At 63.2% G+C, this 13,787-nt stretch carries 11 protein-coding genes; 8 read left to right on the top strand and 3 right to left on the bottom strand.

Annotated elements, in window-relative coordinates; all coding sequences use genetic code 11:
- The first annotated feature begins 62 nt into the window (after positions 1-62).
- From dppB to dppF, 4 genes are read left to right on the top strand one after another with little or no spacing between them, the layout of a single operon-like run.
- The gene (gene dppB / locus ACF8MC_RS20355; RefSeq protein WP_033636611.1) at positions 63-1,082 is read left to right on the top strand and encodes a dipeptide ABC transporter permease DppB; all 1,020 of its coding nucleotides are present in this window, start codon (positions 63-65) and stop codon (positions 1,080-1,082) included.
- A gap of 11 nt (positions 1,083-1,093) precedes the next feature.
- A complete protein-coding gene (dppC, locus tag ACF8MC_RS20350) occupies positions 1,094-1,996 on the top strand; it encodes a dipeptide ABC transporter permease DppC (RefSeq protein ID WP_025304838.1) in 903 nt (300 codons plus the stop codon).
- A 15-nt stretch (positions 1,997-2,011) separates the two neighbouring features.
- Positions 2,012-2,992: a dipeptide ABC transporter ATP-binding protein gene (gene dppD, locus ACF8MC_RS20345; RefSeq protein WP_004934132.1), complete on the top strand. Its 981-nt coding sequence runs from the start codon at positions 2,012-2,014 to the stop codon at positions 2,990-2,992.
- Positions 2,989-3,978 (top strand): dipeptide ABC transporter ATP-binding subunit DppF, encoded by a 990-nt coding sequence (gene dppF / locus ACF8MC_RS20340; RefSeq protein ID WP_033636613.1) that lies wholly within the window; start codon positions 2,989-2,991, stop codon positions 3,976-3,978. Before dppD ends, dppF begins: the two co-directional genes overlap by 4 nt.
- Positions 3,979-4,277: 299 nt before the next feature.
- Here dppF and bcsG read toward each other — a convergent pair whose 3' ends face one another.
- Genes bcsG through bcsE form a run of 3 tightly spaced genes read right to left on the bottom strand, consistent with a single transcriptional unit; the run spans position 4,278 to position 7,688 of the window.
- Positions 4,278-5,933, bottom strand: coding sequence for a cellulose biosynthesis protein BcsG (gene bcsG / locus ACF8MC_RS20335; RefSeq protein WP_164105535.1), 1,656 nt, complete (start codon positions 5,931-5,933; stop codon positions 4,278-4,280).
- Entirely contained in the window at positions 5,930-6,133 is a 204-nt protein-coding gene (gene bcsF, locus ACF8MC_RS20330) for a cellulose biosynthesis protein BcsF (protein ID WP_004934139.1), read from the bottom strand. Before bcsF ends, bcsG begins: the two co-directional genes overlap by 4 nt.
- Positions 6,120-7,688, bottom strand: a complete 1,569-nt coding sequence (gene bcsE / locus ACF8MC_RS20325; protein WP_060429067.1) for a cellulose biosynthesis protein BcsE — start codon at positions 7,686-7,688, stop codon at positions 6,120-6,122. The genes bcsF and bcsE overlap by 14 nt, the downstream gene beginning before the upstream one ends.
- A 189-nt stretch (positions 7,689-7,877) precedes the next feature.
- Between bcsE and bcsR the strand changes: the two genes are divergently transcribed.
- The 4 genes from bcsR to bcsB all read left to right on the top strand — a co-directional run bounded on the left by bcsR (position 7,878) and on the right by bcsB (position 13,782).
- Positions 7,878-8,069, top strand: coding sequence for a cellulose biosynthesis protein BcsR (bcsR, locus tag ACF8MC_RS20320; RefSeq protein ID WP_033649881.1), 192 nt, complete (start codon positions 7,878-7,880; stop codon positions 8,067-8,069).
- A 3-nt stretch (positions 8,070-8,072) separates the two neighbouring features.
- A complete protein-coding gene (gene bcsQ / locus ACF8MC_RS20315) occupies positions 8,073-8,813 on the top strand; it encodes a cellulose biosynthesis protein BcsQ (protein WP_033653997.1) in 741 nt (246 codons plus the stop codon).
- On the top strand, positions 8,810-11,413 hold the full coding sequence (bcsA, locus tag ACF8MC_RS20310; protein ID WP_060443769.1) for a UDP-forming cellulose synthase catalytic subunit: 2,604 nt from the start codon (positions 8,810-8,812) through the stop codon (positions 11,411-11,413). Before bcsQ ends, bcsA begins: the two co-directional genes overlap by 4 nt.
- Before the next feature lie 62 nt (positions 11,414-11,475).
- Complete coding sequence (gene bcsB / locus ACF8MC_RS20305) at positions 11,476-13,782, top strand: cellulose biosynthesis cyclic di-GMP-binding regulatory protein BcsB (protein WP_033649878.1); 2,307 nt, start codon at positions 11,476-11,478, stop codon at positions 13,780-13,782.
- The last annotated feature ends 5 nt before the right edge of the window (positions 13,783-13,787 follow it).

The following is a 13,787-nucleotide window of genomic DNA, read 5'->3' as shown; positions in this document are numbered from 1 at the left end:
GTGAGCGTTAATAAGCCTGGCGGACGATGAGCTGCCGGGCATTGATACAGAGAGTTCGGGATATGTTGCAGTTCATACTCCGACGTTTGGGGTTAGTTATCCCAACGTTTATCGGCATTACATTGCTGACTTTTGCATTCGTCCATATGATCCCCGGCGACCCGGTGACCATCATGGCCGGGGAACGCGGTATCTCCGCCGAGCGCCACGCGCAGCTGATGGCGGAAATGGGGCTGGACAAGCCGCTCTATCAACAATATTTCTCCTACGTGTCCAACGTGCTGCAAGGCGATCTGGGCACCTCCCTCAAAAGCCGCATCTCCGTCTGGAGCGAGTTCGTTCCGCGCTTTCAGGCCACGCTGGAACTGGGCATTTGCGCGATGATCTTCGCGGTGCTGGTAGGCATCCCGGTCGGGGTGCTGGCGGCGGTCAAACGCGGCTCGGTCTTCGACCATACCGCGGTGGGCATCTCGCTGACCGGCTATTCGATGCCGATTTTCTGGTGGGGCATGATGCTGATCATGCTGGTGTCGGTGCAGCTTAACCTGACGCCGGTGTCGGGGCGCATCAGCGACACGGTCTTCCTCGACGACAGCCAGCCGCTGACCGGCTTCATGCTGATAGACACCCTGATCTGGGGCGAGCCGGGCGACTTCGTCGACGCGGTGATGCACATGATCCTGCCGGCCATCGTGCTGGGCACCATTCCGCTGGCGGTGATCGTGCGCATGACCCGTTCCTCGATGCTGGAGGTGTTGGGCGAAGACTACATCCGCACCGCGCGCGCCAAGGGCGTGAGCCGCATGCGGGTGATCGTTGTTCACGCGCTGCGCAACGCGCTGCTGCCGGTGGTGACGGTGATCGGGCTGCAGGTCGGCACCATGCTGGCCGGCGCCATTCTGACCGAAACCATCTTCTCCTGGCCGGGGCTGGGCCGCTGGCTGATCGACGCGCTGCAGCGCCGCGACTACCCGGTGGTGCAGGGCGGGGTGTTGCTGGTCGCCTGTATGATCATTCTGGTTAACCTGCTGGTAGACGTGCTCTACGGCGTGGTCAACCCGCGTATTCGCCACAAGAAATAAGGGGCGCTCTCATGTCTCAAATCACTGAGTCTGCAGTTAAAGGTGCGCCGAAGCCGATGACCCCGTTTCAGGAGTTCTGGCACTATTTCAAGCGCAATAAAGGGGCCGTGGTCGGCCTGGTGTATATCGTTCTGATGCTGGTGATCGCGCTCGGCGCCGGCGTGCTGGCGCCACATGCGCCGGCGGACCAGTTCCGCGACGCGCTGCTCAAGCCGCCGGTGTGGCAAGAGGGCGGCAGCTGGCAATATATCCTCGGCACCGACGACGTGGGCCGCGACGTGCTGTCGCGCCTGATGTACGGTGCGCGCCTGTCGCTGCTGGTCGGCTGCCTGGTGGTGGTGCTGTCGCTGATCATGGGCGTGATATTCGGCCTGCTGGCCGGTTACTTCGGCGGCGTAGTGGACGCGATTATCATGCGCGTCGTCGACATCATGCTGGCCCTGCCGAGCCTGCTGCTGGCGCTGGTGCTGGTGGCGGTATTCGGGCCGTCGATCGTCAACGCCTCGCTGGCGCTGACCTTCGTCGCCCTGCCGCACTATGTGCGTCTGACGCGCGCAGCGGTGCTGGTGGAGGTGAACCGCGACTACGTCACCGCTTCGCGGGTGGCGGGCGCCGGCGCGCTGCGCCAGATGTTCGTCAATATTCTGCCTAACTGCCTGGCGCCTTTGATCGTGCAGGCTTCTCTCGGTTTCTCGAACGCCATTCTGGACATGGCCGCTCTCGGCTTTCTGGGCATGGGCGCGCAGCCGCCGACGCCGGAGTGGGGCACCATGCTCTCCGACGTGCTGCAGTTCGCGCAAAGCGCCTGGTGGGTGGTGACCTTCCCCGGCGTGGCGATCCTGCTGACGGTGCTGGCATTCAACCTGATGGGGGACGGTTTGCGTGATGCTCTCGACCCCAAACTCAAGCAGTAACAGAGGACGAGAGAGATGGCGTTATTGAATGTAGACAAGCTTTCGGTGCACTTCGGTGACGAAGGCACCCCGTTCCGCGCGGTAGACCGCATCAGTTACAGCGTGGAGCAAGGTCAGGTGGTCGGCATCGTCGGTGAATCCGGCTCCGGCAAATCCGTCAGCTCGCTGGCGATCATGGGCCTGATCGATTTCCCCGGCAAGGTGATGGCCGACAAGCTGGAGTTCAACGGCCAGGATCTGCGCAAGATCTCCGAAAAAGAGCGCCGCCAGCTGGTGGGCTCTGAAGTGGCAATGATCTTCCAGGATCCGATGACCAGCCTGAACCCGTGCTATACCGTCGGTTATCAGATCATGGAGGCGCTGAAGGTGCATCAGGGCGGCAACCGCCGCACTCGCCGCCAGCGCGCTATCGACCTGCTGACCCAGGTGGGCATTCCCGATCCGGCCTCGCGGCTGGACGTATACCCGCACCAGCTTTCCGGCGGCATGAGCCAGCGCGTGATGATCGCCATGGCCATCGCCTGTCGGCCGAAGCTGCTGATCGCCGATGAGCCGACGACCGCGCTCGACGTGACCATCCAGGCGCAGATCATCGAACTGCTGCTGGATCTGCAGCAGCGCGAAAACATGGCGCTGCTGCTGATCACCCACGATTTGGCGCTGGTGGCGGAAGCCGCGCACCACATCATCGTGATGTACGCCGGCCAGGTGGTGGAATCCGGCAAGGCGGCGGAGATTTTCCGCGCCCCGCGCCACCCCTATACCCAGGCGCTGCTGCGCGCGCTGCCGGAGTTCGCCGCCGACAAGGCGCGGCTGGCTTCGCTGCCGGGCGTGGTGCCGGGCAAATACGATCGCCCGACCGGCTGCCTGCTCAACCCGCGTTGTCCCTACGCCAACGAGCGCTGCCGCAACGAGGAGCCGGAACTGCGCAGCATTCCCGGCCGTCAGGTTAAATGTCACACACCGCTGGATGATGCGGGGAGGCCGACCGTATGAGCCAGAATCAACCTTTACTGCAGGCGATTGACCTGAAGAAGCATTACCCGGTGAAAAAGGGCCTGTTCGCGCCGGAGCGGCTGGTCAAGGCGCTGGACGGCGTCTCCTTCACCCTGGAGCGCGGCAAAACGCTGGCGGTGGTTGGTGAGTCGGGCTGCGGCAAATCGACGCTCGGCCGCCTGCTGACGATGATCGAAGTGCCGACCGGCGGCGAGCTGTACTATCAGGGGCAAGATCTGCTGAAGCCGGACGCCTCTGCCGAGAAGCTGCGGCGCCAGAAGATCCAAATCGTGTTCCAGAATCCTTACGGATCGCTCAACCCGCGCAAGAAGGTCGGGCAGATCCTCGAGGAGCCGCTGTTGATCAACACGTCGCTCAGCGCCGCCGAACGGCGGGAAAAAGCGCTGGAGATGATGGCGAAGGTCGGCCTGAAGACCGAGCATTACGATCGCTACCCGCACATGTTTTCCGGCGGCCAGCGTCAGCGTATCGCCATCGCCCGCGGGCTGATGCTGAACCCGGACGTGGTGATCGCCGATGAGCCGGTGTCGGCGCTGGACGTGTCGGTGCGCGCTCAGGTGCTGAACCTGATGATGGATCTGCAGCAGGATCTGGGGCTGTCCTATGTGTTCATCTCGCACGATCTGTCGGTGGTGGAGCACATCGCCGACGAGGTGATGGTGATGTACCTCGGCCGCTGCGTGGAAAAGGGCAGCAAAGAGGCGATCTTCAACAATCCGCGCCATCCGTACACTCAGGCGCTGCTGTCGGCGACGCCGCGATTGAATCCGGATATGCGCCGCGAGCGCATCAAGCTGACCGGCGAGCTGCCCAGCCCGATGAATCCGCCGCCGGGCTGTGCGTTCAATGCCCGCTGCCGCCGCGCCTTCGGCACCTGCGTTCAGCTGCAGCCGCAGCTCAAACAGTACGGTGAGCAGATGGTGGCCTGCTTTGCGGTCGATCAGGACGAACATCCGGGGGCGTGAAGCGCCGGATTTTCCTGTCTAAACCAAACGCCGGCACAGCGCCGGCGTTTTTTATTATTCAATCAAGGGGTTGGTCAGTAGACGATCGTGACAACCCGTCTTTTAAATTATGCTCTTAACGTCATTCTGACAAAACGTTATATTTTTAAGAATCTTCGCATGATAATAGTAATCGAATAATAGAATTCAACGGGTTGCTGTTAATAAGTTTATTTCGGCCGATAGCGTTCGCCATTTTTATTATAAAAACCCAATAAAAAAGCACGCCGGCGGCGTGCTTTGGGTGAATGAGGCCGCGCTTATTGCGGATAAGGCACCCAGTCGCCGCCGTTCAGGCGAATGTAGGGCTTGCCCTGATACAGCATCACGACGGCGTTGTCGTTTTCGGAGATGACCGGGGTCTGCGGCAGCCCCTGGGTCAGCGCCTGCCAGTCGACGCTGGGTTCGCTGAAGACCTTGCCGTCCACCAGACGCGACACCAGTTCAGACAGCGCCAGATAGCTGCTCGGCGTTTTGATCTGCAGCGGGCTGCCCTGATGCGGCGCCTTCATGCCCACCAGTTTGATGCCGACCGGCGTATGGGTGATATTCGGGCTGGGAATGTCGCGCAGGCCGGACATCTGCATCTTGTCGCCCACCAACGCCGCGCCGTGTTCCGGCACGATCACCACCACCACTTTGCGGCCGGATTTCTCCAACTGATCGAGGAAGGTGTTCAGCTGATCGAACAGCTTCTGCGCGCGCGGCGGGTAGTCGGCGCTCTTGTTGGAGCCGACGAAGCGGTTGCCGTCGTGCAGCGGGATGACGTTGAAGAAGGTGGCGGTGCGGCCGTCACCGCCTTTTTGCTGCTGATCCAGCCAACGGGTCAGCAATTCGAGATCGTTATAAATCGGCTCGCCGTCGAACGACGTCAGCTCGTTGCCGATGCCGGCCTGCGACATCAGCGGCGCCTGCATGTCGCCCTGTTCACGCAGCTCTTTCAGGAAGTTGCCGAACACCCCGGAGTGATCGAGCATCAGCTGTTCCTTGAAGCCGAGCTTCGCCAGGTTGTCGAACAGGTAACATTGCTGGTTCACCGGCTGATACAGATCGCGATGCGAAAGCTGGCCGCAGCTGGCGCGCAGCAAACGGATGGCCGCCGGGCCGCTGTAGGCGGTGGCCGAGTTGAAGTTGTCGAACATGATGTCCATCTTCGACCACAGCGGGTGATTTTGCAGGTTGACCGCGTCCATATCGGCCCAGGCCAGCGAACAGATGTTGATCACCAGCAGATCGAACGGCTGGGCATCGGCGGGCAAGCTGGCCGGGAACGCGGTGGTGCGGCCTTTTTCTCGCTCGTAGAACTGGTTCAGGTAGGCCGTCAGGTTGGTGCTGGTCGGCGGCAGGCTGTCTGCCGGCGCAGCATCCCCCGCCGCCGGCGCAGACGTGGCCGGCGTATTGGCGCCGCCGGCCGCGGCCGTGGAGGTCGCGGGCAGCAGCGAGACTGCCGGTCCGGCGATGTTGACGATATTGAGCCACACCAGCGCCGCCACGGTGAACACCGTGACGCGCACCCACTGCGCGACGAACAGGTAGGCGATAAACAGCACGAAGGCCGCGCCGATCATTTGCCAGTTGATAAAGCGGCCGATCAGCTCCAGCAGGTACTGGGCGCTGAAGCCGGCCAGCTGCGAACCCTGGCTGAGAATGCTGTTGATGCCCGGCAGCCAGGTGTCGTGGTAGAACAACGCGATGCCGATCGGAATGGCGAGGTAATGGCGCCAGCGATGCAGGCGCTGCGACGGGATCGGCATCAGCAGAAACGCCATGAACACCAGGTTCGGCAGCGCGTGGAAGTTCAGGTAGCCGAACCACAGCAGGGCGAATTTGGCCAGAAAGTACAGGTTCCAGCCGCCCAGTCCGCGCCAGTAGCGCCATAGAGCGTTATCGGATTGCGTCTTCGAGTTTGGATTCATGGCTGCTTCTTACGTTTAATCTGAGATGAGGAGCCTGTGCGCACCCACAAACCGGCGGATTTCAAATAGCGCGGCGATAACAACAGGTTTTGCCAGTATTGACGCAAATGCGGAAAACGCCGGTGAAAGGCGTAGCCCAGCGGGATGAAGATCAGCGCGCACAGCAGGATCAGTTGCACGATGTCGTTAAGGTTCAGCATGCGGTTCCTCCTGCGGGCCGAGCGTCAGCGTGAAGGCGACCGGCTGCCGCCGTTCTGCGGGCGCCTCGGCCGCCGTCTCGCGGGGGCGCGGCGCGGCGCCGGCGGTGCCGGTGGCCGAAATCTGCCAGCGCCCCTGGGCCATACGTTTGATTTCCGAAATGATATCGACGTCCTGATGCCACACCACCCGGTTGCTGAAGGCTTCATCCACCGGCAGGCGGAAGATGAACCTCAGCGCGGTATCCAGATCGTTGATGCGGCAGGTGGAGAGAAACAGCACCAGCCGCCCCTGTACCACGGTCATCACGTCGCCGAAGCGCCGCAGGTGGCACAGGGTCATCGCCTGTTCGGCGCGCAGGCCGGTGGCCGGCCGCAGCGCCACCATCACGCCTTTGCCGTCCTCGGGCAGCAGCGTGTTACCCATCAGCGAAAGCACCGCCTGGCTGAACGGTTCCGGCCGCATATAGCCTTTGAGCTGCAGCGGGCGCAAGCCGGCCAGCAGCGCATCGATGTCGGCGGGCACATGGCGCGAGAAGCGCTGCCCCTGGATGCCCTCGAGCATGGTCAGAAAACGCGACAGCGGCGCGACGTGCGGCACGATCAGGTTGGCGCCGCAGGCCAGCAGCAGCCGCTCGTCGCTGTAGCGCAGGCTGGCACTCATCTCGCGCACCGCGATTTTCAGGCCGTTGCCGCGGCTGCGGCGCAGGGTGTGGATCTGGTGCGCCAGGTGATCGATTTGGTCGCTTTGGTACAGCGCGAAAATCAACGTCGCCGAGAGTCTCAGCATGCCGTGCTGCGCCAGTTCGTCGTTGCTGTCCAGCAACTGCCAGTTGGCGGACAGCGGTGGCGCGCCTTCCAGGATGCTGCGCTCGGCCAGATACAGGCCTTCATCGCTGCGCAAGGCGGTGGGGGAGGGTTGGCTGTTTTCATCCTCACCCTGCCAGCCGCCTTCCGCGGCGTACAGCGTCAGCAGCTGATTGGCGTTGATGCCGTTTTCGGTGCTCCACCAGTTCACCAGATATTGCGCGCTGTCCTGTTGCCATTGCAGGCTGGACAGGCCGTTCAGGATGCGATGCTGCGCGCTGAGCTGCCCTTTGAGCTTATTGATGCCGCCGCCGTGGCTGAGGATCAACAGCGTGCAGCCCTGCCGCCGCAGCCAGGCGGCGAGGGCGCGCGTCCACTCACGCAGCTCTTCGGTGGTGAAGGTTTGCCACAGGCTGGCGTGGGCCAGCAGGATAAGTAAGCGATTTTGCGGCCGCAGGGCGCGCATCAGATCGTCGCTCAACTGCGTCAGCGCGGCTTTTTTCTCCGGTAATTGATACAGCGGCAGCTTCTGCAACGCGGGCGAAGCCAGCTCGGCCAACAGGCGGTCGGGTTTGTCGCCGCTGCAGATCAGGGCGACTTTGCGGGTGGCCGGCTGGGCGGCGATGACCTGGCGACACAGCAGCGCGGCGTCGCTTTGCCTGTCGATATTGATCCAATAAAGCCCGGGGGCCTGCATCACCGACAGCTCTTCCCAAATCTGCCGAATGCCTAGAGAAAAAGAGTGCGCCATAGGATGTGTTCTACTTTCGTTGAAAGCCGACTAAAGGCGTTTATATTTAAAGATAGCCATTTTTACTCTGGCAATAACAAATCTCCTACGCTCTGCAACAATATTTGTTGAGAATCATCTTATTGCCTCTCTCTTTTTGTATCGTTGCTATAGTTAATTAACATAGCCTATTTTCGCCAAGGCGGAAGAATGAATAACGCACCCACCCATTTTCGTGCAGCGGCGCCTGGGGAGAGCCAGGATGACCTGCAGGCGCTCAGCCAGGCTTTTTCATTGCCGAAATTAAGCTATGTCGATATTTCCCGGCAGGAGCGGTTAACGCAAATGATGACGCGCTGGCCACTGTTGGCCGAATTGGCGCAGACCACGGGGAGCCATTGATCTATGCCGGTGATCGCGCTGCAAGGGTTGCGGGGTGGAATGGGGACGACGTCGGTCACGGCGGCGCTCGCCTGGGCGTTGCAGCAGTTGGGTGAGTCGGTGTTGGCGATCGATTTCACGCCGGATAATCTGCTGCGCCTGCATTTCAACACGCCGTTCGAGCTGGCGCGCGGTTGGGCTCGCGCGGAGCGGGATGGCGGCGGCTGGCAGGAAGGCGCGCTGCGTTATTGTGAAAACCTCGACTTTCTGCCCTTTGGCCGCCTGAATGCGGCGGAACGGCTGGAAGTGCAGCGTCAGTGTCGGGAGCAGCCGGAACGCTGGCGCGACAACCTGCGCCAACTGATCGCCGGCGATCCGCAGCGCTGGATCCTGCTGGATGTCCCGGTCGGGGACGGCGTGCTGGCGCAGCAGGCGCTGCAGCTTGCCGACTGCGTGTTCATGCTGTTGAACCCCGACGCCAACTGCCAGGTACGGCTCCATCAACAGACGTTGCCGAACGACTGCCGTTTCCTGGTCAATCACTACTCCTCCGCCAGCCAGCTGCAGCAGGATCTGCATCAGCTGTGGCTGCAAACGCTGAGCGGTCTGCTGCCGGTGGTGATCCACCGCGACGAAGCGTTGGCGGAAGCGCTGGCGGTCAAACAGCCGTTGGGCGAGTACCGCCCCGAGAGCCTGGCGGCGGATGAAGTGCTGACGCTGGCCAACTGGTGCCTGATCAATCTCAAACGGGGCGTTGCGCCATGAGCCGGGTGCTGAGCCTGCTGCTGGTGCCGCCGGTGCGTCAGGCGGTGCAGACGCGCTACCGCGGCTATCGCCGCAATGGTGCATCGGCGCTGACCGCCTTTTTCGCCACGCTGCTGGTGGCGTTGGGCTGGCTGCTGCTGCGCTTCGAGTCGCCGGCCTGGCAGCGCGTGCGTACCGGCCGCGCTTACTGGTTCCCGCATCTGTCCGCCGAACGCCCGCGCCCGGCGGATGCGCTGCGTTATCTGCTGCAGGGGCTGTGGCTGCTGCTGTTTCGCAGCGGCCGCGCGCCGGTGCAGCGCGACTATTTCGCCGGTTGGCGCCGCCTGCAGCAGCGCTATGCCGACTGGCTGCAGAGCCTGCCGCAGCGGCTGAAGAACGCCGGCGTGGAACAGCGCTCGGTGGAGCGCCTCGGTCGCATGAACCGCGGCATGCGGCGCGCGCTGTTTATTCTGGTCAGCGTGCTGGCGGCGATCCTCGCCATGCTGTGCATCTCGCAACCGTTCGATCTGCCGGCGCAGTTCGTGTTCGTCCTGCTGCTGTGGGGGATCGCGATGGTGGTGCGCCGGGTGCCGGGGCGTTTGCCCGCGCTGATGCTGATCGTGCTGTCGCTGACCGTCTCCTGTCGCTACCTGTGGTGGCGCTATACCGCCACGCTGAACTGGGACGACCCGCTAAGCCTGGTGTGCGGCCTGTTGCTGCTGGTGGCGGAAACCTACGCCTGGGTGGTGCTGGTGCTGGGCTATTTCCAGACCATCTGGCCGCTTAACCGCCAGCCGGTGCCGCTGCCCGCCGATAGCGCCAGCTGGCCGACCATCGATCTGATGGTGCCGACTTACAACGAAGATCTCGGGGTGGTGAAGCCCACCATCTACGCGGCGCTGGGCATCGACTGGCCGAAAGAGAAGGTGAATATCTATATCCTCGATGACGGCAACCGCCCCGAATTCCGGGCGTTCGCCGCCGAAGTGGGGGTGAAATACATCGCCAGGCCGACCCACGAACACGCCAAGGCCGGCAACATCAACAACGCGCTGAAGCAGGCCACCGGCGAGTTCGTGGCGATTTTCGACTGCGATCACGTGCCGACGCGCTCCTTCCTGCAGCTGACCATGGGCTGGTTCTTCAAAGACAAAAAGCTGGCGATGCTGCAAACCCCGCACCATTTCTTCTCGCCGGATCCGTTCGAGCGCAACCTCGGCCGCTTCCGCCAGACGCCCAACGAAGGCACCTTGTTCTACGGGCTGGTGCAGGACGGCAACGACATGTGGGATGCGACCTTCTTCTGCGGCTCTTGCGCCATCCTGCGCCGCAGCGCGCTGGACGAAATCGGCGGCATCGCGGTGGAAACCGTCACCGAAGACGCCCACACCTCGCTGCGCTTGCACCGGCGCGGGCACACCTCGGCCTATATCCGCATTCCGCAGGCCGCCGGGCTGGCGACCGAGAGTCTGTCGGCGCACATCGGCCAGCGCATTCGCTGGGCGCGCGGCATGGTGCAGATCTTCCGGCTGGACAACCCGCTGCTGGGCAAGGGGCTGAAACTGGCGCAGCGCCTGTGCTACGCCAACGCCATGCTGCACTTCCTGTCGGGCATTCCGCGGCTGATCTTCCTCACCGCGCCGCTGGCGTTTTTGCTGCTGCATGCTTACATCATCTTCGCGCCGGCGCTGGCGATCGCGCTTTACGTGCTGCCGCACATGATCCACGCCAGCCTGACCAACTCGCGTATCCAGGGGAAATACCGCCATTCGTTCTGGAGCGAAATCTATGAAACGGTGCTGGCCTGGTATATCGCGCGGCCGACGACGGTGGCGCTGTTCAATCCGCACAAGGGCAAATTCAACGTCACCGCCAAGGGCGGGCTGGTGGAGGAGGAGCACGTCGACTGGGTGATCACCCGGCCTTACATGTTCCTGGTGATCCTGAACCTGGCCGGGCTGGCGTTCGGCGTCTGGCGGTTGGCCTATGGCCCGACGGACGAGGTGATGACGGTGATCATCAGCCTGGTGTGGGTGCTGTACAACATGACGATTCTCGGCGGCGCAGTGGCGGTGGCGGTGGAGGCCAAGCAGGTGCGTCAGGCGCACCGCGTGGAAATCGCCATGCCGGCGGCGATCGCGCGCGCCGACGGCCATCTGTATCCCTGCACGCTGCGCGATTACTCCGACGGCGGCGTGGGCATTGAGATGCGGGTGGAAAACGCGTTGAAAGACGGCGACAAGCTCTCGCTGCTGCTCAAGCGCGGCCAGCAGGAGTACAGCTTCCCCTGCGTGGTGACGCGCGCCTTCGGCAACAAGGTGGGGGTGCGCCTGGTCGACCTCTCCACCCGCGAACACATCGATTTCATTCAGTGCACCTTCGCCCGCGCCGATACCTGGGCGCTGTGGCAGGACGGGTTCCCCGAAGACCGGCCGATCGAAAGCCTGCGCGACGTGCTGGCGCTGGGCTTCCGGGGGTATGTGCGCATGGCGGACTACGCGCCGCCGCTGGTGCGCGGTCTGCTGGTCGGGGTCACCTCGCTGACCGCCTGGGTCGTGTCGTTTATTCCGCGCGGCGTCGGCAGGGATCCGACCTTGGGTCAACAAGAAACAGTGGGTTAGCTGCGAGTTCAACCGCCCGCTCACTCGCCCGGTGAACAGGCTCCAACATTGATGATGATACGATGACGAGAAAAATAACCTGGTTAACTGCTCTGGCCTTAGGCATCAGCACCCTGTCGCAGGCCGAAACCGCCACCGCGCCGACCGTGGCGGCCCAGCCGCCGATTGCCGCGGCGGCCGATACGGCGATCGCGCCACCGCCGGCCGCCGCGCCGCAGGATCCGAATGCGCCGGTGCGCGACGTGTCGCTGCCGTTTGCGCAGATAGCGCCGCCGCCGGGCACCTTTGTTCTGCGCGGCACCCGGCCGGACGGGCAGATCGAATTCGGCGTGCGCAGCGACGAGGTGGTCTCGCAGGCGATGCTCGATATGGAGTTTACGCCGTCGCCGGCGCTGATCCCGGTGGAGTCGCACGTCAAGGTCTACCTGAACGACGAGCTGATGGGCGTGACCACGATCGCCAAGGAGCAGCTGGGCAAGCCCAATCGCATCCAGATGGCGATCGATCCGCGCTATATCACCGATTTTAACCGCGTTCGGCTGGTGTTCGTCGGCCATTATCAAAATATCTGCGAAAACCCGGCCAGCACCTCGCTGTGGCTCGACGTCAGCAAGTCCAGCGCGCTGAAGCTGCGTTTCCAGACGCTGCCGGTGAAAAACGAGCTGTCGCACTTCCCTGAGCCGTTCTTCGACAGCCGCGATAATCGGCCGCTGACGCTGCCGATGGTGTTCGCCGGCCAGCCGGATCTCGCCCAGCAGCGTGCGGCGGGCATTCTGGCGTCCTGGTTCGGCAGCAAGGCGCAGTGGCGCGGGCAATCCTTCCCGACGCTGTACAATGCGCTGCCGACGCAGCACGCGGTGGTGTTCGCCACCAACTCGCAGCGCCCGGATTTCCTGCGCGATTATCCGGCGGTCAACGGCCCGACGGTGGAGATGATCAGCCACCCGGACAATCCGTACGTCAAACTGCTGTTGATTCAGGGACGTGACGACAACGATTTGATCACCGCGGTGAAGGGCATCGCGCAGGGCAACATCCTGTTCCGCGGCCAGAACGTAACGGTGGACAAGGTGGAACAGCTGGCGCCGCGCCAGCCGTACGACGCGCCGAACTGGGTGCGCACCGATCGGCCGATGACCTTCGCCGAGCTGCAGCAGTACGCCGAGCAGCTGCAAACCAGCGGCATCGAGCCCGGCCCGATTTCGCTGACCATGAACCTGCCGCCGGACCTGTTCCTGATCCGCAGCACCGGCATCGACATGCACCTGAAATACCGTTACACCGCGCCGCGCATTCAGGACGGTTCGCGGCTGAGCGTCAGCCTGAACAACCAGTTCGTGCAGGCTTACTCGCTGGTGCCGGAGCACGAGCAGGGCGCGCAGCTGCTGCGCCTGCCGTTGACGCAGGGGCTGCTCGATTCCGACAAGAACGTCAATATCCCGGCGCTGCGGCTGGGGGCCACCAACCAGCTGCGCTTTGACTTCGATTACACCACGCTGCTGGCCAGCGGCGCGGAAGGGCGCTGTGAAACCTACTCCTTCACGCAAAACCACGCGGTGATCGACGGCGCGTCCACCATCGATTTCTCCGGCTACCGCCACTTTATGGCGATGCCGGATCTGCGCGCCTTCGCCAACGCCGGCTTCCCGTTCAGCCGCCTGGCGGATCTGTCGCAAACGCTGGTGTTGGTGAATCAGAAACCGCAGCCGGCGCAGGTCAGCGCGCTGCTGAACGCGCTGGGCGTGATCGGCGCGCAAACCGGCTACCCGGCGCTGGCCTTCACGCTGAGCGATGACTGGTCGCAGGCCAAGGATCGCGACGACGATATCCTGATGGTCGGCACCATTCCGCCGGAGCTGCGCGACGACAAGAAAATCAGCCTGCTGGTGGACGCGACCCAAAGCTGGGTGAAACAGCCGACGCGGCAGCCGCCGCTGCCCAGCGCGGAAGCGCTGGCGGAGGACACCCGGCCGGACAGCAAGACTGCCGTCAGCTCCGAGGGCGCAATGTCGGCGATCATTGGCGTGCAGTCGCCGTTCAACGACCAGCGCAGCATCGTGGCGCTGTTGGCGGACAGCCCGCGCGGCTATGAGCTGCTGAACAATGCCCTGCTGGACAGCGGCAAGCGCGCCGCGGTATTCGGCTCGGTGGCGGTGATCCGCGAATCGGGGGTCAACAGCCTACGCGTCGGCGATATTTACTATGTCGGCCACCTGCCGTGGTGGGAGCGGCTGTGGTATGCCCTCTCCACCCATCCGGTGCTGCTGGCGGTGATCGCGGTGGTGCTGGTGGTGATCCTGGGGCTGATGCTGTGGCGTGGCCTGAAGGCCTTCAGCCGGCGTCGTCTGGCGCCTGAAGATCGGGATTGACGGCG

This window comes from Serratia sp. LACPHL-BACT-2024-00286, assembly GCF_043109535.1.
In the GTDB taxonomy this organism is placed as follows: domain Bacteria; phylum Pseudomonadota; class Gammaproteobacteria; order Enterobacterales; family Enterobacteriaceae; genus Serratia; species Serratia sarumanii.
The sequence above is the reverse complement of the archived record's forward strand: the minus strand, read 5'-3'. Positions and strand labels throughout refer to the sequence as shown.

What these genes read in the sequence shown, in the direction of transcription:
- dppD (WP_004934132.1), top strand. Translation starts at nt 2,012, where the DNA reads ATGGCGTTATTGAATGTAGACAAGCTTTCGGTGCACTTCGGTGACGAA.
- bcsB (WP_033649878.1), top strand. Translation starts at nt 11,476, where the DNA reads ATGACGAGAAAAATAACCTGGTTAACTGCTCTGGCCTTAGGCATCAGC.
- bcsR (WP_033649881.1), top strand. Translation starts at nt 7,878, where the DNA reads ATGAATAACGCACCCACCCATTTTCGTGCAGCGGCGCCTGGGGAGAGC.
- bcsE (WP_060429067.1), bottom strand. Translation starts at nt 7,688, where the DNA reads ATGGCGCACTCTTTTTCTCTAGGCATTCGGCAGATTTGGGAAGAGCTG.
- dppF (WP_033636613.1), top strand. Translation starts at nt 2,989, where the DNA reads ATGAGCCAGAATCAACCTTTACTGCAGGCGATTGACCTGAAGAAGCAT.
- bcsG (WP_164105535.1), bottom strand. Translation starts at nt 5,933, where the DNA reads ATGAATCCAAACTCGAAGACGCAATCCGATAACGCTCTATGGCGCTAC.
- bcsF (WP_004934139.1), bottom strand. Translation starts at nt 6,133, where the DNA reads ATGCTGAACCTTAACGACATCGTGCAACTGATCCTGCTGTGCGCGCTG.
- dppC (WP_025304838.1), top strand. Translation starts at nt 1,094, where the DNA reads ATGTCTCAAATCACTGAGTCTGCAGTTAAAGGTGCGCCGAAGCCGATG.
- bcsQ (WP_033653997.1), top strand. Translation starts at nt 8,073, where the DNA reads ATGCCGGTGATCGCGCTGCAAGGGTTGCGGGGTGGAATGGGGACGACG.
- dppB (WP_033636611.1), top strand. Translation starts at nt 63, where the DNA reads ATGTTGCAGTTCATACTCCGACGTTTGGGGTTAGTTATCCCAACGTTT.
- bcsA (WP_060443769.1), top strand. Translation starts at nt 8,810, where the DNA reads ATGAGCCGGGTGCTGAGCCTGCTGCTGGTGCCGCCGGTGCGTCAGGCG.